Annotated in this window: 17 protein-coding genes; 10 read left to right on the top strand and 7 right to left on the bottom strand. The window is 40.3% G+C overall.

Going from position 1 to position 23,294, the window contains the following annotated elements; translation table 11 throughout:
- Window positions 1–2: 2 nt before the first annotated feature.
- The 3 genes from KHS79_RS08025 to KHS79_RS08015 form a co-directional block, all read right to left on the bottom strand.
- Window positions 3–914 carry an SAM-dependent methyltransferase gene (locus KHS79_RS08025; RefSeq protein ID WP_212718180.1) on the bottom strand — a complete coding sequence of 304 codons (912 nt, stop codon included), beginning with the start codon at window positions 912–914 and terminating at the stop codon, window positions 3–5.
- 16 nt (window positions 915–930) lie between these two features.
- Window positions 931–1,896, bottom strand: coding sequence for a diiron oxygenase (locus KHS79_RS08020; RefSeq protein WP_212718179.1), 966 nt, complete (start codon window positions 1,894–1,896; stop codon window positions 931–933).
- Window positions 1,897–2,113: 217 nt separating this feature from the next.
- Window positions 2,114–3,313 carry a multidrug effflux MFS transporter gene (locus tag KHS79_RS08015; RefSeq protein ID WP_212718178.1) on the bottom strand — a complete coding sequence of 400 codons (1,200 nt, stop codon included), beginning with the start codon at window positions 3,311–3,313 and terminating at the stop codon, window positions 2,114–2,116.
- Between the two features lie 953 nt (window positions 3,314–4,266).
- Between KHS79_RS08015 and KHS79_RS08010 the strand changes: the two genes are divergently transcribed.
- Window positions 4,267–5,031: an alpha/beta fold hydrolase gene (locus KHS79_RS08010; RefSeq protein WP_212718177.1), complete on the top strand. Its 765-nt coding sequence runs from the start codon at window positions 4,267–4,269 to the stop codon at window positions 5,029–5,031.
- Between the two features lie 236 nt (window positions 5,032–5,267).
- On the opposite strand, the gene KHS79_RS08005 is transcribed toward KHS79_RS08010, so the two are convergent.
- Window positions 5,268–5,996, bottom strand: coding sequence for a hypothetical protein (locus tag KHS79_RS08005; RefSeq protein ID WP_212718176.1), 729 nt, complete (start codon window positions 5,994–5,996; stop codon window positions 5,268–5,270).
- Window positions 5,980–10,278, bottom strand: coding sequence for a type VI secretion system tip protein TssI/VgrG (tssI, locus tag KHS79_RS08000; protein ID WP_212718175.1), 4,299 nt, complete (start codon window positions 10,276–10,278; stop codon window positions 5,980–5,982). The genes KHS79_RS08005 and tssI overlap by 17 nt, the downstream gene beginning before the upstream one ends.
- 407 nt (window positions 10,279–10,685) lie before the next feature.
- On the opposite strand from tssI, the gene gmk reads away from it, so the two are divergent.
- The 5 genes from gmk to KHS79_RS07975 all read left to right on the top strand — a co-directional run bounded on the left by gmk (window position 10,686) and on the right by KHS79_RS07975 (window position 15,342).
- The gene (gene gmk / locus KHS79_RS07995; protein WP_027707280.1) at window positions 10,686–11,303 is read left to right on the top strand and encodes a guanylate kinase; all 618 of its coding nucleotides are present in this window, start codon (window positions 10,686–10,688) and stop codon (window positions 11,301–11,303) included.
- Window positions 11,304–11,380: 77 nt separating this feature from the next.
- Window positions 11,381–11,629, top strand: coding sequence for a DNA-directed RNA polymerase subunit omega (gene rpoZ, locus KHS79_RS07990; RefSeq protein ID WP_027707281.1), 249 nt, complete (start codon window positions 11,381–11,383; stop codon window positions 11,627–11,629).
- A gap of 208 nt (window positions 11,630–11,837) precedes the next feature.
- Entirely contained in the window at window positions 11,838–13,958 is a 2,121-nt protein-coding gene (spoT, locus tag KHS79_RS07985) for a bifunctional GTP diphosphokinase/guanosine-3',5'-bis pyrophosphate 3'-pyrophosphohydrolase (protein ID WP_212718174.1), read from the top strand.
- Between the two features lie 52 nt (window positions 13,959–14,010).
- Window positions 14,011–14,403 (top strand): RidA family protein, encoded by a 393-nt coding sequence (locus KHS79_RS07980; protein WP_212718172.1) that lies wholly within the window; start codon window positions 14,011–14,013, stop codon window positions 14,401–14,403.
- A gap of 141 nt (window positions 14,404–14,544) precedes the next feature.
- Window positions 14,545–15,342, top strand: a complete 798-nt coding sequence (locus tag KHS79_RS07975; protein WP_212718170.1) for a substrate-binding periplasmic protein — start codon at window positions 14,545–14,547, stop codon at window positions 15,340–15,342.
- A gap of 33 nt (window positions 15,343–15,375) precedes the next feature.
- Here the strand turns inward: KHS79_RS07975 and KHS79_RS07970 are convergent, their stop codons facing one another.
- Window positions 15,376–16,215: an SDR family oxidoreductase gene (locus tag KHS79_RS07970; RefSeq protein WP_212718168.1), complete on the bottom strand. Its 840-nt coding sequence runs from the start codon at window positions 16,213–16,215 to the stop codon at window positions 15,376–15,378.
- 209 nt (window positions 16,216–16,424) lie between these two features.
- Here KHS79_RS07970 and KHS79_RS07965 point away from each other — a divergent pair, with 209 nt between their 5' ends.
- The 4 genes from KHS79_RS07965 to KHS79_RS07950 all read left to right on the top strand — a co-directional run bounded on the left by KHS79_RS07965 (window position 16,425) and on the right by KHS79_RS07950 (window position 22,923).
- Complete coding sequence (locus tag KHS79_RS07965; protein WP_212718166.1) at window positions 16,425–17,423, top strand: hydrogen peroxide-inducible genes activator; 999 nt, start codon at window positions 16,425–16,427, stop codon at window positions 17,421–17,423.
- 15 nt (window positions 17,424–17,438) lie between these two features.
- Window positions 17,439–19,547 (top strand): ATP-dependent DNA helicase RecG, encoded by a 2,109-nt coding sequence (recG, locus tag KHS79_RS07960; RefSeq protein ID WP_212718164.1) that lies wholly within the window; start codon window positions 17,439–17,441, stop codon window positions 19,545–19,547.
- Between the two features lie 396 nt (window positions 19,548–19,943).
- Window positions 19,944–21,332 (top strand): serine protease, encoded by a 1,389-nt coding sequence (locus tag KHS79_RS07955; RefSeq protein ID WP_212718162.1) that lies wholly within the window; start codon window positions 19,944–19,946, stop codon window positions 21,330–21,332.
- A 208-nt stretch (window positions 21,333–21,540) separates the two neighbouring features.
- Window positions 21,541–22,923: an HDOD domain-containing protein gene (locus KHS79_RS07950; RefSeq protein ID WP_027707287.1), complete on the top strand. Its 1,383-nt coding sequence runs from the start codon at window positions 21,541–21,543 to the stop codon at window positions 22,921–22,923.
- On the opposite strand, the gene KHS79_RS07945 is transcribed toward KHS79_RS07950, so the two are convergent.
- Window positions 22,924–23,292: a helicase gene (locus KHS79_RS07945; protein ID WP_212718160.1), complete on the bottom strand. Its 369-nt coding sequence runs from the start codon at window positions 23,290–23,292 to the stop codon at window positions 22,924–22,926. It lies immediately after the preceding gene.
- Between the last annotated feature and the right edge of the window lie 2 nt (window positions 23,293–23,294).

The following is a 23,294-nucleotide window of genomic DNA, read 5'->3' as shown; positions in this document are numbered from 1 at the left end:
CTTCAACTTGGCTTGACTGCTTTCAAAACAGGTAACACACCACGTTCGTTATAAAATACATCGGTAACCTGCAGTCCAGCCTCCTGCATTTGATGCCTAATTTCTTCCTCGCTTACAAAGTTCAGATAAGTCGCTTGTAAAATATCACCAAAAATAGAAAACTCACGCTTTAAGTCTTCTTCAGGAATTCCGTATTTTTCCCATTCAGCATCCCCAATTTGCGGAGGAGGGGTAAGAAAACTAATATATAAACGCCCGCCCGGCTTAAGCGCTTTTGCAAAGTTACTGTATAATGCTATCAACCTTTCTGGCACTGATTCATACATGTTAAGACCATTACTGGTAATAACATCAAACACACTTTCATAATCAAGATCCCAAGCATCCCTAATTTCAAAATCACATAAGTTCGATAACCCTACTCTTTTTGCTTTTTCCTTAGCATGAGAAATAGATTCAGGATCAAGATCGATACCTTTTATTTTGATTCCAGACTGATGGCTATAATCTTGATCCAGCAAGTCATCCATCACGCCACATGGTATAGAAGCAAAAGTTTTAGCCGTTGAAATTTCACTTTTAAGCAAACACTTAAATCGATGGAATCGTTCACGTGCCTGGCTTAATAGAGAGTCTTCCATCAACCATTTTTTTAATGGATGTTCTTTTTCTGAGTCACACTGTTGAGTAAAAATATAAGACGTCCAATAACCATTTAAACCTCGGTTATGAAGCAGAAACCGCCCTAGATCAAACTCAGCCAACTCATCAACAAGCGCAAGCGTATCCTCAAGAGGCAAAATTAAATTGAGCGAGTTATTTCTTACCCTATTCTTTATTGCATCAATTATTGATTGTGTATCAGGGGATATAGAAACTTCCGAATGAGTTTTATGTGAAATTATCTTTTCCATAAGTCAACCATACTACCTAAATAATCCACCCAATGTTAGTAAATCCAGACTTAACATTTTCGTCATCTAGCAACCCGGTTCTTTTTAATGCACTTATTACATTTTTCACAATGGGAACATCAGGTGTTACCTCAAAGCCTTTATAAATAGCATTTACTGTCTGCTTATTCTCTTCATGATCAGCAATAATACTGTCAAGATAACTCAGATTAAATTCTTTTTCGGACTCAATATTCAAATACATTTTCACGAAATCAGCGATATTACTACCAATATCTCTTCTTGCCTTATCAGGTAATCTATCCCACGTATACTGCAGAAGCTCCAGGAAGTAAATATAATGACGTGATTCGTCATTCATGTGATCATTTACATAGTTCTTAATCGATGGGTGAACCGATTCTGACTTAAAAAATTCAACCAATTCTTTAACTAAAGTAGTCTCAAATATACATACAGCAATTATTTCAAATAAATCATGATGCTCCGCATCCAGTCGCTTCATAATTTCATTAACAGCACAAAACGAGTCAGAATCAGGTAGAGCATCTTCTGTCAGATAGGGATATCTGGCCTTTAACTGATTAATTAAGTCTCTGGCAACATAAACATGGTAGTACTCATCTATAATAACCGTATAAGCATTCATTTTTATCTGCTCAGGATAAGCAACAGGTAGATCATTATAGATAATTTTATTGCAAGCAGAGTTTATTAGCTTTATTTCTAACGTAACAATATCATTCAGATATTTAAATAAAGATCTAATCAGTAACTCTGACTTATTTTCTATACTGATATCCTTAAGTCTTCCATCTAATAAAACAGGCTGTTTATCCTCAGGAAAAAAGAAACCATCAAGCTCAAAATCAATTTTCTTTTCTGGGCGAGTTCGTATAGATGATCGCTTTTCCCACTTCTCAACATATTTTGATGACAAGCCAAAGCTTTGTGTATTCCCAACACTGGTTTCTAATGCCATAATTTTTTCACTTTCATTTTTAATACTGTAGGACATCAAGCAGAGGAATAATGCGCGTTACACAGACGTATTGAATAATAAAGGTGGTACTTTACTATTCAATACACTGTAATATACTCTTTATCTTAAATATAGATGCCCTTCACGAATAAAATTTATGCACAACAGCTTCCACGTTAAAAATCATGAAGAGCATAGACTACTTTTTATTTGTTAATTAAATAGAGTCTGCGAGTGAAACCTTATCCTTTTGAAGATAAAACATCATTGATAACACAAATGCAACCACTGCAATACCTAACATAATATAAGCCATCTGCTGAGGCTCTCCATTATACAAATAACTACTTAAGCTGGTAGCAGCCACAACCAGTAACGAACGAGTACTCATATTAAATGAAGAGGCGACCCCAGATATCTGCGGAAAAATGCTCATTGAGCGGCCAAAGACGATTGGATACAACAAGGCAAAACCAATACAGAACGTACTCATAAATAGTGTTAGCATTAAAGGATTATTACCCAGAACAGCGAGCATAAGCATACTGAATATAGCCACAAAAATACCAATTTTCTCAGTTTGAGATTCTCCACCTAAAATAGTAATTAACCTTCCTGATAGTAAGCTAGTGATAGAGAATGAGACGACAACACAAAAGAAGTGAGCAACAAACTGAGCAACAGATAGATCAAATGTTTCTCTATACAAAAAGGCACTTGACGCTACAAAAACCATATATGCCGCAAACAGCAACGAGGGTACAAGCGAAGATATTACAAATTTACTACTAAATACTAGCTTGGAATAGCTTTCAGTAAGAAAACGTAAATTGATTGGAGCCTTTTCTTTTTTTGTCTCAGGTAAAAATATAAAGAGTGCTATAAGAGATACAAAAGTAATCAGTGCGACAATTGCGTAATTGCCTCTCCATCCCAAATAATAGTTCACCCATCCACCTACAAGTGGCGCAATAGCCATAGCAATCGACATGAATGCATTTACTAGTCCAAAAAGACTATACATTTTCACGCCTTCATATTTATCTGAAATGATTGCAAAAACAACAACAACTGGCGCACACGCACCTATTCCCTGTATCAATCGGGATAATAGCAAAAACTCAATACTTGTAGAGAAGACACAGCCCAAAGCACCAATAAGCATCACAACAGAACCCGACAGAATAACGTTTCTACGCCCGAAACTGTCAGACAGTGGTCCGTAAAATAATGCGCCTAACACAAAACCCAAAAAGTTGAGAGCTATAGTCATTTGTACCAAGCTAAAGTTTGTATTTAGTTCAGCAGCAATGTCAGGAAAGCTTGGTATCGACATATCAACTTCAATACACCCCGCAAATAACGACAGCAAGAGTATTACGGGTAATATATCATATTTGTCTTTCATAGAATCCATAAATTAAACCTTGTTCACTATCAAGTTGCACATGCTAGCAACGTTTTAGATGCTTTTATTTTCACTTCCATTTTTCGCGGCTTATTTGGGCCTGTTAACACTATTTGAATCACCACTGCCGTAGACTATTTTTTCGCCTAGCTAGGCACAAGGAATGCCGTGTAGTCATTCTACATAAATGACTTGTAACACCGCTAGGCGGAAAAATAATCACGGCCCGAAGGGTTATGACGGTAAAAGCACTACTCGTTGTTGCTCATTGTTCATTTAGAACAACTAAACTTCGCGCCTAGATGAGTGCTTTTACCGTCATAACAGTGATATTCAAATAGTGTTAACAGGCCCTAACTCATTTAAAAAATGAAATAGCAATAAAACGTTGTATACAACCATTGACTGGGCTGATTAACCGAAAGCCAGAATAACACTACTGACAACGGAAATCCTTTAGTTTATTTGATTCTAATATAAGCACCGGATAATGGTGAAAACCATTAGTTGCTTCTGCATATTCACACTCTACGACGTAATTAAACTGCTATACACTGCTAGCTACATATTTATCATGGCTATTTTAGTTTGTATATAATACTTTGGTCGTATATGACACCTAAAAATGTCACTACACAGAAAAATCAGGCGCTACAAGTTAGGTCTAACGATAACCTTTGATCTTCTCTTATACATACCTGACTTGATAATGGTAATATTCTTCGAAAAGCCAGAGGCAAACAATGGCTGGATAACTCTTGTTGAACATGCCGTAAATCCATCCTTGGAGGCTTGATTGCCGCATCCATGCGGCAAACAGTTCAACATGAGCTTTCCAACCACAGTTTGCAACCAGTACACTGAATTATTCGAAAGACTTATCTGATTTGATAGAGATTGATGTAATGTTAATAAGCTGAAACTCCTTTGCACCCTTAACATTAATTATGTAGGAGTAACAAATGAGCAAAAATGGCTGTTATTTAGATGTAGATGGTTCTAGTATTTACTATGAAGTAACTGGAAATTTAAAGGGCAAACCACTTGTTTTATTACACGGAGGACTTGGTTGCATATACGATTTTGACTGCATTCTGAGTTACATCCCATCAGACTACATGATTATTGCAGTAGACTTTCGTGGTCATGGTAAGTCGTTCCTTGGATCAGAGAATCTAAGCTACGGTCGCTATCAAAAGGATATAGAGTCTTTGCTGACATATTTGGGAATAAATAAGTTTTCGATATTTGGTTTTAGCGACGGAGGCATAGTGGGTTACAGGTTAGCAGCTGAACATAATAGTAAAGTCTTGCAACTGGTTACATTAGGCTCGCAGTGGCGCTTAGAACCGAACGATCCATCCACTGAACTTTTAAGAGGACTAACTGCCGAGTTTTGGATAACTCATTTCCCTGAAGAGGTGGCTCGATACAATAAATCTAACCCTAAACCTGACTTAAGTCGATTACTAGACTCAGTAAAAAACTTGTGGTTAGATATATCGTGTACAGGCTATCCAAATGATCAAGTTACTCAAATTAAGTGCCCAACATTTGTAATGCGCGGTGATAATGACTTTTTATTTTCCCTATCTGAAGCACATACACTCATTGATAGGTTAGCCAATGCCAGCTTTATGAATATTCCATTCACCCAACACGAGGCGCATAAAGAATATCCCGAACTAGTAGGTTTAGCAATAAACAGATTCCTATCTAACAGTTAAAACTAAACACAGCTATAATTTTAACAGATCATTTATAAAACGTTATACCATATCAACTTATTTTTTATGATGAGCGGAACACTCAACAAAGACAGGATAATTTTCATCGAACTGTTTGCCGTAGGACGCGGCAATCAGGCCTCTAAGAATGGTATTCACAGCGTGTTCGAATGTGGTTCTGGGAAGAAAAGTCTTTAAAAAGTGGTTTATATAAAGATACAGTTAAAAGTTTATACTTATTTATCAGAAGGCTCTTCATCCAGAAAGTAAAAATCTAAATTTATAGTGTAGGGCCTTATTTGGTCATGATATACATAATGTGGGGAAGAAGCATTTTCTTCAGTTTTACAAAATCCAACATACACATCACTACTATTGTCATACACAGGCTCTTTCCAACAGTAGCTTACCCGATTTGGATTTGGGTAACCAAACTTTTGACCACTCTCAAATTCTCGATCGAAATAGTTGATTGTAAAGCCTCCTGCGCTAATATCCCTATCATAAAATCTAATACTTAAGCTATAAATAGTGTCACTACAACGATTGATATTATGATCAACTTGTTGAGGAACACTAATAATATACTCCTTTCCTAAATCTATTCCATAATATTCAACCTCATATCGCCTAGGGATCATTTTTGGATTTTCACTCAAATCTTTACGAGCCAAACACTTTCTCCCAGAAGATGACCACTTTACATATGCTTTTACATACCAACCTTTTGTTTTTTTGCCTTTAACTGTTAATAAATTATTTTTTAAGTCAATACCCCATATTTTTTCATCTAATTTACCAATATAAATATTTCCATTTCGATAATAATCATCCGGTATACCTTTAGTCCACCTAAACTTTATCGATTCCCCAAACCAACCTACTATACAAGACATTAAAATACTAATTATCACAAACCCCCACCAAAATATTTTCAGTTTATTAAGATTACCTGAGCTGATCATAAAGCTTATCCTTATTAACATTCGGCACTTCAAGCATATTTTGGGGGATACTTCCATTTAACAGTTTATTAAACAATGCAATATCAGAGTCAATTCTATAGATTTGAGTTCTGTAGTAACTCATTTCTGAAGCTAATAACTGCTTTTTCTCCTTCAGATCATTGCGTATCTCTTTACGAGAATCAAGCGTATGCGGACTTCGCATTGATGCACGCAATGAACTAATACTTTCTTCTGCTACATTTTTTATTTTATTGATAAAATTAGCTAGAACTTTTTTACTTTGCTCCAAACTATCTATTGCTAATACTAGATCTTGCTTGTAACTCTCATCTTGTTTGAGAAGTTTTTGTAAGGCATACTTCATATTAGGTATATAACCACCAGCCATACTATGATTTTTACCTGACTCAAAAAGTTCATCCAATGGATCTAAATTTAGTTTTTTTAAAGTATCCTCACTCATAACTAAAAAGTGAGAACCAGCTCCCTGACCAAAAAACTTATTTGCAGCATTTATGCTCTCCTCAGCCAAATTATCACCATCAATACGCAAATCCTGTCCATATTGCTGATGTGCCAGGTAATACATTAATGTTGCTAAACCTTGATGGGTTAAACCTAAACTTTGCAGCCCAATAATAAAGTGGCTATTACCAATAGTTAATATTTGCTGTAACTGTCCATGATGCAAATAATGGTCTTCATCTAAGTCTCTCACATCAAGTATTGTTTTCCCTGTTGATGCTGTAGTTAACGCCATACTGGATAAGGCCACAGTCGAAATTGAAAAAGGACTACTTATACTATTAATTACAAAGTGCTGTAAAATTAATTTTTGCCTTCCAGCAAAATTGATTATATCAGATAGCCCTCCACTAATACGTTGAAAAGGAACCATTGGTACTATATCTCTATTATTCACATGGCGAAAATGAGGGATAGATTGATAACGCTCTACAAACCGTTTAGTACCCACTCTAGGACTGCCATAAGTATATAATACAGGCTGATTAAATAATTTTGTCTCCTGTATAATCGCCGCTATAAGTGTTGCTGCTGCTCCACCTAGACTGTGTCCACCAATAAAATAAAAATGAATTTGCTCTTTATGGATTAATAAATACTGCTTAATATATTTCCAAATAGCATTGACAAAATTATTAAATCCACGATGAACTCTTGGTGCACCACTATCAATAAGAGGAACCCAGTCATCTAAAAATTTATCTTTTTGAGACTGAGCAGGAGCAAATGGTACTTGCTCTGCATCTCCATCTGTTATTACATCCTTAAAACCTTGAGACTTAGCAATTATATTTATTGACTCAACGACTAACTCTTCTTGATTAATATTTAATAAATAACGTGCAGCAATACCAGGTGCTATTTTTAGCGCTAATTCTTCATTTATTGGCTGCTGCCATAACTCCTCAAGATCATCAACATTCCACTCCCCACCTTCTGTTCCTCTAACTAGGATTAACACCCTCTTTCCTTGGCAAAGGATTAATGCTTCAGAGCCAACATATTTATTTATAAATAAACGAGGAAAGATCATGCGATCAGCAAATGGAACGGTTTCCAATAAAAAATTATATTGCTGCGTATTGACTAACTCTATTGTTTCGTGTCGTGCACATTTTGTTATTACATCCTGCAATGAGCCTACTTTACTTTCCTCTTCGTTAATTGCCCAGTCAGAATATACCCATAAACATCCCATACCCATGTTATAGGCATTCACATAATGATAGTCTCGACTATCCACCAATATTGGCACATAAGACACCAATGACTCTATTTCAATACAGTGCCTTTGACATACTTTTAGCTCGTTAATATCCAAATACAAATGACCAAAGTATTCTTCAGCTGTTTTACTAATAAACGGTTCTTCGTCAACTAATCTCCCACCATCATCGATATCTGCTAATAATGCATTTTTTATATTTTCAGGATAGGCATGAAACTGGTATTGCCATGAAGCAGGTCTATTCTCTAACCATTTACGTACTGGTTCTGTACCTGCCTCTTTTTTCAAGCGGCGGGCACAAATTAAATCCCAGACCTTTAGTATTAACTTATAACGTGTATCAACCAGTTTAGTTTTATAAATAACGCCATCGGCAGGAATAAAGTCTTCGAATAATTGCTTTTGATTTGAACTAAGCAGTTGATAATAAACACCTTTATATGGTTCATTTTTTTCATCAACAACTCGTATTTTTATCCAACGTTGCTTAGATTCTTCATCATAAATCTCTGGCTCTATCTTCTTTAGACCTTCACCTTGAAAGTGTTTTGCTTTTTGCCCAGAGAGCTTGGCACGATTAAGTGAATAATTACCGGAGAAATCTTTATCTGCTTCCATAGGAGCTGCAGGAGTAGTTGCCATGGCTTGCTGTGCACCACTTGCAGAGCCACCCCCCAAATTATAACTTGGGCCATTAATATATACACCACTGTGATCAATTTTTATAAAACTTCCACCAGCGTAAAAAACTACCTCTCGATCTGATTCAATAACAATTTTATGGCCGCTTGTTACTTGCCACTCCTGTCCCGCATCCAGTAGATGATCACCATCTATTTGACTGTGTTGAGTATCACCTACTCGGTGGTGAATGTCTCCTTTCACCACTCTTTCATGCTGCTGATCGACTTTCAGGTGATTGTCTTGTTTTATTTTTAAATAATGATTATCAACAATTTCATGATGTCGCATTTCCACTACTTCTTCACGACTGTCATTCTTGACACGAAGATCACTGTCTTTCTCTCCATGAATGCGTATTTGCTCAGCGCCTTGTTTATCTTCAAAACTTAACTCATTGTACCCACCACTACCGATAGTGGAGTCTGTACGAAATCCTGAACGAGTTTTATGCTTAGGCAATGGGTATGGAGGATTTTTGCGTCCATTGTAGACGACACCTGTCACTACAGGCTGGTTAACATCTCCATGTAAATAATCAATGGTGACTTCCTGCCCAATACGAGGTATTAACAAAGCCCCCCACTGCTTTCCAGCCCAGGTTTGCATCACCCTCATCCAACGAGATGAATGCTCATTATGCTGGCCCAGTCGATCCCAATGAAATTGAGCCTTTATACGACCAAAACGCTCAGTGTAGATTTCTTCACCTTTCGGCCCTGTCACTACAGCAGACTGTTTACCTGGCATTTTGGGTGCTTTTGCTTTTAGCGGAGGGCGAAAAGGTACTGTTTTTGGAATCCACAGACCATGGTTTCGATACCAGCTACCCTCTTCAGATGTCGCATACTCATCTTGCCCCTGAGGCTGCTCTCCCTCATGCATTACCTGACAGATAATGTACGATTGATTAAGTGAGGTTCTGGGGTGACGCTCCAAATCGACCACATAGCCGGGGAGCAAACGACGGCAGGTACTCTGTGCATTGATCTTTTCAGCAAAAGTATTAAATGCCTCTAAGCGGAGTTGAGCATAACGCTGTCCTTGCTCAGGCAACTGGTAACCACCAGGAAATTGATAATCAACAAGTGACTCATCACCTTGACTGGCTGTGACGTATAAATCCAGATTTGGTTTGGTAAAGTTATAGTCATCCAGCTCAACTTTACCGATAGTACGTTGGCAGGTGTAGTGTAATTCATCAACAACTTCATAATCTGGCACTAAACCTGTTTTTCCATGAAATTCTACAGACTCACCTTCAATAGGCCCAAAAGCAGCATTATGATCGGATAATACTAAACAGTGACTATCAACTTGGTGTTCAAAAAAATAAAAAATTCCCTCTTGTTCTAACAGGCGGGATATAAAATTAAAGTCTGTTTCATTGTACTGGACAATATAATCATGTGGCTGATAGTTACCGGTCAGCTTTTGAATAAAGTCATCTTTCTCAATAAATTCAGCCACCTCCAGTACTTGCTTTATAATTTCTGGAATAGTTAATGCCTGAAATATTCGGCAATCAGTTCTTTTCGTCAGATACCATAGCTTTGGAATAAAATCGAATGAGTATTCTGTATATTTATCCGCTGTTTTTCCCTGAGCAAACTGATTAATAATGCCATTTACCTGTCGCTCAAAATCTTCTCCTACTATTGTTAAAGTGACAGGCTGAAGCAACATGCTAACTGGATCAATATTATCATTAATGCTTACGGCATTTATTGAGTAATGAAATAGTTGAGAAACTCCTTCATGCCCAATAAATGAGGTAACATTCAAAGTGTCTGTTAATGAAGGAATCTTAAGATAGAAAATCGTTTCGTTTGCCGCTAGTGACATCAAATCTACCTATGGTAATACTGAGATGCTTGGCGATACCCTTCGTTTTAGGTATACCTTTCTCAATTATAGGTAAAAATACATATATTGATGTGCTTGAAGCGAGCTTAAAAAAATAGAAGGGAAATACAACAAATTTTGTTGAATACCACTTAGATTACCAACTGTTGTATGTATTTTAGTACAATCAAACCAACGTTATGACCATATATACCATTAATAATTAAAATCTTGCATAATTAGACACTAGACTTATAAAGTAGCCTATCGAGAGTAAGGTTAAAATTTCAGGCAAATGCAACCAACCTGACGCGGTTATTTGCTAGCTTTATACCGATAGCAAACGTAACGCCTAACTTGTTTTGGGTATTCGAGGCATTAAAAAGTGACACGACTTTAGGAGTATCATGAACACTCAAGGTTCCCTGTATATCATCTCTGCGCCGTCTGGTGCTGGTAAAAGCAGCTTGGTTGCAGCCTTGGTTAAGAGCGTCCCCCAGATTCGTGTATCCGTTTCCTATACCACGCGTGCTAAACGGCCAGGTGAAGAGGATGGCGTTAATTACAACTTCATCACTCAAGCAGAGTTTCAGCAAATGCTCGCTGATGGTGCTTTTCTAGAGCATGCGGAGGTATTCGGCAATTACTATGGCACCTCTGAACAGTGGGTCAATGAGCAATTAGCAAGCGGTACTGACATTATTCTGGAAATAGACTGGCAGGGAGCCCAACAAGTTCGCCGTTTACGACCTGATGCGTTGTGTATTTTTATTATGCCGCCCAGTCGTGAAGCGCTGTTGGAACGCTTAAATACACGTGGACAGGATAATGATGAAGTGATTGCCAGACGTATGGCTGAAGCTGAGAGTGAAATGGCTCACTTTGTAGAATATGACTATCTGATTATTAACGATGAGTTTTCGCAAGCACTTAGCGAACTTGAGACCATTGTAAAAAGTCAAAGATTAAAAGTAGACAAACAACAGCTCAAACATGAACAGCTATTGCAAAAACTCTTGTCATAGACAATGGTGATTCAGTAAACTGTCGGGTCCTTCAGACCGCCTGAAATACTGAATTACCTCGCTTATGGAGATTCTTAATGGCTCGAGTGACTGTAGAAGACTGCTTAGATAATGTTGATAACCGCTTTCAACTGGTGATGGTTGCCACTAAACGTGCACGCCAGTTAGCTACAGGTGGAAAAGATCCCAAGCTGGATTGGGAAGACGATAAACCCACAGTTATGGCACTACGGGAAATTGCTGCTGGCTATGTGAGTCCTAGTATTTTAGATGAACCGAAAGAAGATGATCAGGATGTAGCCTTTTCACTTTCAGGAGGTGCTTAATTGGGATAACCCAGATGTATACCCTTCACGGATTATTTTTAGGGTGTTTTGCCTGTGCATTTCAGCTCAGGGCGCGAGCATATATCAAACAGTTGATTTCTATCGCTGAAATCAACTTTCCCCAAAAATTGCTGAAGGAACTTACCCCGCTTCCAACACCCAGAAACACATTCCATTATGGATGCAGTTTGATCACAGGAGGCGGGCCTTGTCGAACATTTTAAACTTAGCGCAAAAGCTTCAGTCTTACCTTTCACCACAGCAGGTTAATCAGGTTCGTCGCGCCTATTTTTATGCAGAACAAGCACATGATGGTCAACGGCGCCGCAGTGGAGAACCTTACATCACCCATCCCCTGGCGGTTGCAACTATATTAGCTGAAATGCATATGGATCATCACAGCCTGATGGCTGCCATGTTGCATGATGTCTTAGAAGATACGAGTGTTGATAAAGACGCTATTTCAGAACAGTTTGGTGATACCGTCGCACAGCTGGTGGATGGCGTCAGCAAACTTACCCAGATTCCATTTGAGTCCAAAGCAGAACAACAGGCAGAAAATTTCCAGAAAATGGCTTTAGCCATGGCTAAGGATATTCGCGTCATATTGGTTAAACTCGCTGACCGCTTACATAATATGCGCACTCTGGGAGTGTTACGCCCAGATAAACGACGACGTATTGCCAAAGAAACCCTGGAAATTTACGCACCTATCTCCAATCGCCTGGGTATGAATAATATCCGAGTAGAATTTGAAGAGTTGGGCTTTTCTGCCATGTACCCAATGCGGGCAGGATTAATTAGAGAGGCTGTCGTCAAAGCCCGAGGCAATCGCAAGGAAATTGTTCATAAAATTCAACAGGCTATCGCTAAACACTTAGAGGATCATGGGCTGCGTGGCCGAGTACTCGGACGAGAAAAACACCTCTACAGCATTTATAAAAAAATGCGTAACCAGCGGAAGTCGTTCTCTGAAATAATGGATGTATACGCCTTCCGTATTATTGTTGATACCGTGGATAGCTGCTATCGCGCACTAGGTGTCGTACATAATCTTTATAAGCCATTTCCTGGTCGCTTTAAGGACTACATAGCCATTCCTAAGGCTAACGGCTACCAGTCATTACATACTACTTTGTTTGGTATGCATGGCGTACCTATTGAGATTCAAATCCGAACTCAAGAAATGGATGATATGGCCAATAAGGGTATTGCCGCTCACTGGTTGTATAAATCCGGTGAAGAGGCCCTGCTTGGCAGCCATGCCCGTACCCGGCAGTGGTTAAAAGGAGTCCTTGAGCTACAAAAAAATGCTGGGGACTCTTTAGAGTTTATTGAAAACGTTAAAATTGACTTATTCCCCGATGAAATTTATGTGTTTACGCCTAAAGGCAACATCATGGAGCTACCCAAAGGTTGTACTCCTGTTGACTTTGCCTATGCTGTTCATACCGATGTTGGCAGTACATGCGTAGCCTGTCGTATTGATCGTCAGCTAGCTTCCCTCAGCCAACCTTTACAAAGTGGGCAGACCATAGAAATCATCACCGCTCCAGGTGCACGGCCAAACCCTGCCTGGCTGAATTTTGTCGTAACTGGTAAAGCACGGTCTAATATCCGTCACTTTTTGAAAAATCAACGTCACTCAGAGTCTGTTGAGCTTGGTAAGCGTTTACTGAATAAAGCACTATCAGGATACAACCATACTGTTGAAAAGCTATCAGACGACCAAAAGCAAAATGCACTTTCCCAGTTAAAGCTGCCATCATTTAGTCAATTATTGGAAGAAATTGGCTTAGGTAATCGCATGAGCTATTTGGTGGCACGACACCTGGTGAGTGAAGTTGCGCCTCCCGAAGAAGAAACAGTAACGCATACGAGTAGTCAGCCACTGACAATACGCGGTACCGAAGGAATGGTTGTCTCGTTCGCCAAGTGCTGCCACCCTATTCCTGGAGACCCCGTTGTAGGCCATGTCAGTGCTGGTCGTGGCATGGTGATTCATACAGAATCCTGTCGCAATATCAGCGATATCAGGCACAACCCAGAGAAGTGCCTTGAAGTAGCCTGGGATAAAAATGTTTCCGGTGAGTTTTCTGTTGAGTTGAGAGTAGAATTGGAACACCAACGAGGTATTGTCGCTACACTTGCCACAACGGTAAATGCGACAGATGCCAGTATCGAAAAAATCAGCATGGAAGAGCGCGATGCGCGCTTTAGCGTAATTCACTTACTTATTAGCGTACGTGATCGAGTGCACCTAGCCAGAACGATCAAGCGTCTTCGAACTATTAAAGGGGTCTCTTCTATCATTCGAATAAAAGGGTAATTGACCTCTTGTTTTCCATTATTACCTTTAGGTTTAAACAGAAGGATTTTCCATGAGCAACAAGCAAGTCATCACTACAGAAAAAGCTCCAGCGGCCATTGGTACATACTCGCAAGCAATTAAAGTGGGCACCACCGTGTATTTGTCTGGTCAGATTCCACTCGATCCAACCACAATGGAAGTCGTAAGTAACGATGACTTTGCAGCTCAAGCAACACAGGTTTTTGAAAATTTGCAAGCCGTTACTGAAGCCGCAGGTGGCTCACTCAATGATATTGTCAAACTCAATATCTTCATGACAGACCTGAGCAACTTTGCCACCGTAAATGAAATTATGGCTAAGTACTTCCAAGCACCTTATCCAGCCCGTGCGGCTATTGGCGTTGCTGAACTACCTAAAGGAGTGATGGTAGAAATGGACGGTATTATGGAACTGGTTGAGTAATCTTTTTTTACTGCTGCTCGCAACAGCAGCAGTATCCTTCCAATATAAGCCTCTCACTCCCTTCAATATTTGCCATTTAGCTTATTCTGCAAGTGCAGACTACTCTATTTAAAATCATTTGTTACCTTTGTTAGTCTCCACATGCAAAGCCGTTACTTGAGAAAACTGAGGAGTTTATCCAGCAAGCTACTCATAGGTTTTATCATTAATACTTTTGGCTGTGCGTTATTTAATACTAACCTTCAAGCCTTTGAGATGGTGCATATCGGGTTTGGTCAAGATAAACCCCCTTATGTCATCAATGAAGAAAGTGGCTTGGAAATTGATCTGGTAAAAGCGGCATTTGCCACCCAAAACACAGAAGTTGTGATACGGTTATTTCCGAGGAAAACACTTTATCAACAAGTCAAAAAGCGGCTTGATGGGGCTTCATCACTTACCACAAAAGCAAATGATGGTTTATTTTACTCAACACCTTACTTAGTTTTTTTTAATGTACTGGTGACTAAAACAGAAAACCATATTATTGCCAACAATGTTGCTGACTTAGCAGGATTACGTATTAGTAGCTGGCAAGGTGCATCTCACTTACTCGGTCCTGAGCTACAAAACCTCATTCATCAAAACCACCAAATACCCACAACCTACCATGAAGTAAATGCTCAAACTCAACAAATCAGTATGCTACTCACAAATAGAGCTGATGCTCTTATTATTGATAGAAACATTTTTCGCTGGTACTGGCTAAAACTGCCAGACACCGATAAGTTTGAATACAATATTCATCAAATTTTCCCTAGAACATCTGTTTACCAAGCAGCGTTTCGAACAGAAGAGCTTCGTGACCGGTTTAATGCTGGCTTAATTGCTATTCGCAACAATGGTACATACGACGCTATCTGGCAGTCTTATTTTGATGGGGAAACATCTACCAAATAGGGCCTCCAAATGATAGTTTGTTGGCATTCCTAGTTATAGCAACGCTTGGTAACCTTCTTTATAGCTTGGATACTTGAACTGATAACCACTATCAAGCACTCTCTGGTTACTACATCGCTTACTTCCACCTCGTCCCATAGCAACGTCCTTGCTTGGTGTAACGCCGAGCTGCTTAGCCAGCCAAAGCGTTACCTCACGTAGCGGCACAGGCTGATTATCCACACCTATATAACAATCCTGTAAAGGCTGGTCCATACAGTCGAGTTTAATTAAATGCATTAACAAACCAACACAGTCTTCAATATGAATCCGGTTGCTGATGGGATTCGTGTCTTCAGAACATACTTCACCTGACTGTACTTTTTTTATCAACCGCTCACGACCAGGGCCATAAATACCTGCAAAACGCACAACTGTTGTAGGATAAGAAACCTTCTCAAGCAACTGTTCAGCTTTCTGCATAACCACCCCAGCAAAATGTTTAGGGCTGATAGGCGTTACTTCAGTTACAACTTCGCCAACACGTTGCTCATACACACTGGTACTAGAAATAAAGAAAACTCGCTTAGGAGGGTTACCCTGCAACTGTTTTAATACATTGTGTAAACCAGTCACATAGGCTGATTCATAGCCTTCCTCAGTGTAAGCACAAGCAGCCAAGCAATAGACGACATAATCAAAGGTTCTTGCTGGCCAGCATGATGCAAGTGATGTCATACAACTGACATCACACGAAACAGTCTTCAGCAACGAAGGTAATGCATTTTTTGTACGTCGAAGCCCATAAACCTCATGCCCTTGTTCACTTAGCTGGATACCTAAACGAGTGCCAAGGTCGCCACAGCCCACAATTATGATAGATTTACGATGCATATCAGGTCCAAATAGCTTAAAATTACCTACTATAGATAAGTAGCTAATTAATTTTATCAATCAAATATTTGTAGTGTATGACTTTCCACAGCTCGATGACAAAAGAAAAGTACTTTTCTTTTTTTCTGTTTCTGTGGATAAAAAAACGTTATGACTACACTAAGTTGTCAGTAATGTGAATATAAATTAGATCAAGTACAGTAAGCGCTATGACACTAACAGAACTCCGCTACATTGTGACCCTTGCTCAAGAGCAGCACTTTGGACGTGCAGCTGAACGCTGTTTTGTTAGTCAACCCACATTAAGTGTGGGCGTTAAAAAACTAGAAGACGAACTAGGCATTGCGATTTTTGAACGTACAAAAAATGCCGTACGTGTAACACCTATAGGTGAACGTATAGTAGAGCAAGCCCAAAAAGTACTTGAAGAAGCCGCCACAATTAAAGAGATATCCACTGCCGGTAAAGACCAGCTCACCACGCCTCTTCGCATTGGTGCGATTTACACGGTAGGCCCTTATTTATTTCCACATTTAATACCGCAGCTCCATGAACTAACGCCCTCTATGCCGCTTTATATTGAGGAAAACTTTACAGCAGTACTGCGCCAAAAATTACGTAAAGGTGAGCTTGATGTCATTATCATTGCCCTACCGTTTACTGAACCAGATGTCGTTACACTATCCTTATTTGATGAACCATTCACAGTGTTATTGCCTGCCGAGCATGCTTTAACCAAGCAACAGGAAATCTCACGAGATCAGTTAGCCGAAAATAAGCTATTGCTACTTGGTGAAGGCCATTGCTTCCGTGACCAAATCCTCGAAGCCTGTCCCGCCTTGACACAAAAACGTGTTAGTCACACTGAAGGCTTACAAACTGATATTGAGGCTAGTTCACTTGAGACCATACGGCATATGGTGGCTTCTGGGATGGGCATTACTGTTCTGCCCTTATCCGCTGCTGACAACAGTCACTACGCTGACGGTATTTTGACCACCCGATCTTTCACCTCGCCAGCACCTTTTCGGACTATTGCTCTAGCCTGGCGTGTTAGCTTTCCGCGTCCTAAAGCCATTGATGTACTGTCGCAAGCTATTCGTCAGTGTGCTGTCAAAGGTGAATGTAAAGCAACAGATGACGCTGTCACCACGAGTGGTGCATCACCTTCAGATAAAGAAAGGAATAAAGGAAAAGCATCCATTTAGTTAACGTAATCAATAATGGAAAGCACCTCCTCACAACCACCACTACATCAAGTACCCATCAGTGCACTTTCCGGTATAGGTAGCAGCACAGCGGCTAAACTACAACGGTTAGGAATAAGCACTATTCAGGATTTGCTCCTCCATTTACCCTTGCGTTATCAAGATAGAACACAGATAACCCCTATTAACCAACTTCAGCACAGCGCTGAAGTCGTTATACAGGGCACCATCCAAAGTGCGCATTTAACACCCGGTAAGCGTCGAAGTTTAATTGTAAAAATAAAGGATGATTCTGGCTGCAGTCTACAGCTTCGCTTCTTTCATTTTGCTGCTGCTCAAAAACAGCAGTTTCAATCAGGCCGGCTTATGCAGTGTTTTGGAGAAGTTCGACGTGGACAACACGGGTTAGAATTAATCCATCCTGAATATGAATTTATTAATACATCTACCGCCTCACTCTCTCCCTCTGCGAACATGGCAGCATTAACACCCGTTTACCCGGCAACAGAGGGGTTAACGCAAAAAAAAATACGTCAGTATTGTCAGCAAGCACTCAAATACCTACCACAACTTAAAGAGTTATTACCTGATGAAGCGGTTCTCCCTCCTCAGCTAATGCCTTTGAGCCAAGCAATAACAGTGCTGCACAACCCACCACCGTCCACCAATATCAGTCAACTTGAACAAGGTAGTCATCCAGCTCAACAGCGCTTATGCCTAGAAGAGCTGTTGGCTCACCATTTGAATTTATTGAAATTACGTTTTACTAAACGACAATTTAAAAGTTCACCATTGCCCGCCGATACCCAGTATATTCCAGGCTTTTTAAGCTGCCTGCCCTTTGCACTGACCCAAGCTCAACAGAAAGTATATGATGAAATAGCCACTGATTTGGCTCACCATCACCCTATGTTGCGTTTAGTGCAAGGTGATGTTGGATCAGGCAAAACAGTAGTCGCAGCACTTGCAGCGTTACATGCCATCGCCAATGGTCAACAAGCTGCCATTATGGCTCCTACAGAAATACTGGCTGAGCAGCATCTGGAAAACTTCTCGAACTGGTTCACGCCACTTGGTATCAGCGTCTGTTGGCTTACTGGAAAAATGTCTACTAAAGAGCGAAACACTGCACTTGAAGCCATTCAATCTGGTCAAGCACAACTGGTGGTAGGCACACATGCACTTTTTCAAGAGCATGTTTTATTTCATCAGCTGGCACTGGTTATTATTGATGAACAACATCGCTTTGGTGTTCATCAACGTTTAGCCTTGACGCAAAAAGGCGAAAGTAATCAGTATACTCCTCACCAGCTTATTATGACTGCAACCCCCATTCCCAGAACCCTCGCTATGAGTGCTTATGCTGATTTAAATTGCTCTGTCATTGATGAATTGCCCCCAGGTAGAACGCCCGTCAATACTGTCGCGATACCTGATACTCGTAGACCCATGGTTATACAACGAGTGCAGCATGCAATCCAAGAAGGACGACAGGTTTACTGGGTTTGCACGTTGATCGAAACGTCTGAGGCAATAGAAAGTCAAGCGGCAGAAGAAACGGCTGAGCTTCTTAAAGAACAATTACCAGGAATTCGGGTTGGATTAATTCATGGCCGAATGAAAGCCAATGAAAAGGCCGCGGTAATGGCAGCATTTAAAGAGGGTAACCTTGATTTATTAGTCGCCACAACTGTTATAGAAGTCGGTGTTAATGTTCCCAACGCCAGCTTAATGATTATTGAAAACCCAGAACGTTTAGGGCTTGCCCAACTACATCAATTACGTGGCCGCGTTGGCCGTGGCTCAGTTGCCAGTCATTGTGTGTTGTTGTACCACCACCCTCTATCACATCAAAGTCGTGAACGTTTAAGTATTATGCGCGAAACCAATGATGGCTTTTTAATTTCCGAAAAAGACTTACAGTTAAGAGGTCCCGGAGAAGTATTGGGTACACGTCAAACAGGTGTCGCCAACTTAAAAATTGCTGATATTCTGCGTGACCAAGCACTATTACCCACAGTGCAACACATCGCCCAATTATTATTAACTCATTATCCTGAGCGCGTCGATACCATTATTGAGCGCTGGTTAGATCAAGAAGTAATAAACTACGCAAGGGTATAAATCAGGTTACATATAAGTTGCATATAAATAAAATGTCGCGAAGAGTATACCGGGATAAAAACCACATAATAAAATTCTACTCTTATACATATCTACTATGAGAGCAAACTAAAAAAACAAAATTAACCTCGCCTTTATTAAAAATATTCTTCTTTGGTGTAACAGTTACTATTTTCTCACTTTAAATAAAATTAATCTAAAAAAACAAATTAATTATAAGTACCAACAATACTCTTTGTATTTTCACCAAATTATTGTGACTTTATTCCGGTAATAGTGTTACCGGTAAATATATGGACACCTTTAAAAAAGCACATTTATAAAGGAATCCACATTACAAAGAGTAAACACCCAATTTGAAAAGCGAGATTTACACCCATTAACAGGGCTTAGCCAATGAAAGATAAGTCACCCCCTATAAAGACAATTCAACTGTCCTTATCCACATTATTTATTGCAGTAGCAAGTGTCGTTCATGCCGCACCCGAACAGCTTGTTATCAATCCCAACTACCAACAGGCAAAAAATTCAAAACCGACACAGGAAATAGTCGGTGGACGAGAGTCAAATTTTGCAGAACGAAAATTTATGGCATGGCTTGGTGGTTGTGGTGGCAGCATTCTTAACAAGGAATGGGTTCTAACTGCAGCCCACTGTAAGGGAGTCAGAAACGTAACAGTGGGACGCTTTGACCGAACCAATAGTCGGCAAGGTGAAGTTATTCCTATTGAGCGGTTTATTTCACATCCTAGATATAACAGTCGCTCATCAGATAATGACATTGCATTAGTAAAATTAAGTCGCCCTATCAAAGCTGATGTCAGCACAATAAAGCTTGCTGATACTAATATCCATCATTCAGCAGCACAACCAGGTGCAACTTCTACTGTTGCTGGCTGGGGTAGCACACAAGCAAACTTCAGAAGAGCACTTCCGAACAAGTTACGCGAGGTTGATGTACCGATTGTCTCTCAACAAGAATGTCAGCAGGCTTATTATGGACTGACAGATAACATGGTTTGTGCGGGCTATCGCCAGGGTGGAAAAGACTCATGTCAAGGTGATAGCGGCGGACCACTTTTTGTGAAATGGTATAACACCTTATACCAAGTTGGCGTTGTTAGCTTTGGTTCTGGCTGTGCTCGTCCAGGCTACCCTGGCGTTTATACCAAAGTCGCGAATTATAATGACTGGATTAAAAAATACGTTGATCTGGATACTAACCCTAACCCAGATCCAGGTACACCTGATCCGAGTGATCCTGACGACCCTAACAAGCCAGATCCTAACGATCCAAGTGACCCTAATGACCCTGATGGTCCTGGCTGGCCCGATCCAAACGATCCTGATTCGCCGGACCCAAATGATCCAAGTGACCCCAACGATCCTGATGGGCCTGACTGGCCAGATCCTAATGATCCAAGTGACCCCAACGATCCTGATGGGCCAGGTTGGCCAGATGACCCTAATGATCCAGACATCCCAGTGCCACCGCAACCACCTGGTGATGGCGATGGTGATGACCCAGATATCCCTGTACCACCGCAACCACCCGGTGATGGCGATGATGATGACCCAGGTATCCCAGTGCCACCACAACCACCCGGTGATGGCGATGATGATGACCCAAGCATCCCAGTGCCACCACAACCACCCGGTGATGGCGATGATGATGACCCAGGCATCCCAGTGCCACCACAACCACCCGGTGACGGTGATGATCCAGACTGGCCAGATTCAGATGATGACTTGCCACCACCACCTCCCCCTCCATCCTACTTTTAAACTTATCCCCAGAGTTTTACTCTGGGGTTTCTGTTTTTAATTTTTTTCTACTTTTTAAGTAACAGAGCATTCAATTATTTTTTTCCGCTTATTTATTGTTGAATGCAAAATGGTTTCATAGTTTTTTGCCATTCTTTACTACGACCAGTAGCTCTTTGACTACACTAATTGAAAGATTTAATCGTTTAGTCGGAAAGGTACTAGTCCAATGCCTATTCCTGAGCAAGTACAAAAATTGCTGGAAAGCGAGCATATTTCATATGGTATTACAGGACATGAGCAAATTATGAGGCCAGCTAACACCCTACCACCAAACGTCGCTGTGTCAGTTGTGTTAGAGGATAATGAGGGGAAATTACAACTTATCTTTCCTCATGATCACCTCATTGACTTAAACACTTTAAATGAGCGCTTAGGTCGAAACCTCACAGCTATTGCTCCGGAAAATCTACAGCATATTTTGCAAAGCCAAGGGGTTGATGCGCTGCCCGGTATTCCACAGCTCACTGGATTTCCAACCATTGTTGATGATCGTTTATTTGACCATAATGAGCTTTACTTAGAGTCAGGTCAGTTAGGCCACTTTATCAAGATAAGAATGGCGGATTTCAAGCAAATTTTGCAAAACGCCACGCCAATGCAGGTAACAGAAAAAATTCCAAACCGGCCACTTACTACAGATACAAATACTGATGTTAAAGAATTAACCTTAGCTGTAGAAAACTTTACCTCTCTTCGAATAAAGCAAAGACTAGAGCAAACCATTGAAATTCCACCTCTACCAGAAACAGCACAACGTATTATTCAACTTCGTGTTGATCCAAATGCAGCTGTGAAAGATCTTGTTGACATTGTGGAACGTGATCCCAGCCTGGCAGCCCAAGTCGTAAGCTGGGCCTCTTCTCCTTACTATGCGGCCCCTGGTCGAGTACGCTCCATCGAAGATGCTATTGTCAGAGTACTGGGTTTTGACTTGGTGATTAACCTGGCAATTGGCCTATCGTTGGGTAAAGCTTTACAACCCCCTAAAGATCACCCCCATGGCTTCACGCCGTATTGGCACCAGGCTGCTTTTACTGCCACATCGGTCGAATCCTTAGTACGCCAAATTCCGTTAAAAAAACGTCCTGAACTCGGACTCTCTTATCTATGTGGATTACTCCATAATTTTGGTTATTTAGTGTTAGCTTATGTTTTTCCACCTTATTTTTCGCTTATTTGCCGCCATATAGAAGCGAATCCACATATTAACCATGTTGATATTGAACGGCATATTATTGGTGTATCTCGTGACCAGATTGGCGGTTGGTTAATGCAAATATGGGATATGCCTGAAGAGGTTTGCACAGCCATTCGCTACCAGAATGAGGCTGAGTATTCTGGTACTCATCAAGAATATCCACACTTATTAAATATTACTGGCCGACTATTGCGTCAGCACGGCATTGGTGATGCGCCTGACGAAGGCATTATTCCTCAATTATATGAGTATTTAGAGTTAAACCCTGCAAATGCAGCTAATGCTGTTGCATCAATTGTTGAGTGCGAAAGCGAAATCGAACAACTCAGTCAATTTTTTAAATCAGCGTAATTATCGAGGTAACCAGTATTTAGCAATCCCTTGAAACCACATTACTTGGCTTAGATCACCCGTCACAATTAATTGCTTTTCTTGAATGGCTTGCATAAAAGCAAGCTGAGCGTTTTTTGCAGTTAATACCGCAAGCCCCGTTCCTGCATCTTTGAAAGAAATGGCGAAGTCATGCTGATCGGCTACGCCTGACCGGCTCAAAATTTTCTGATTTTCTATAATAAAGTGACGAGCAACACGCCGATCATCTGTCTGAAATTGCACCGTTAATTGTTTATCATCTAATTTTTTTCGTAATTTTTCATTGCGTTTACTGGCTCGTCCCATCAATAATCCCATAACCCATAACAACAATTTCAGCTTTATCATCT

It is taken from the genome of Zooshikella ganghwensis, from assembly GCF_018263875.1.
GTDB lineage: Bacteria > Pseudomonadota > Gammaproteobacteria > Pseudomonadales > Zooshikellaceae > Zooshikella > Zooshikella ganghwensis.
The sequence above is the reverse complement of the archived record's forward strand: the minus strand, read 5'-3'. Positions and strand labels throughout refer to the sequence as shown.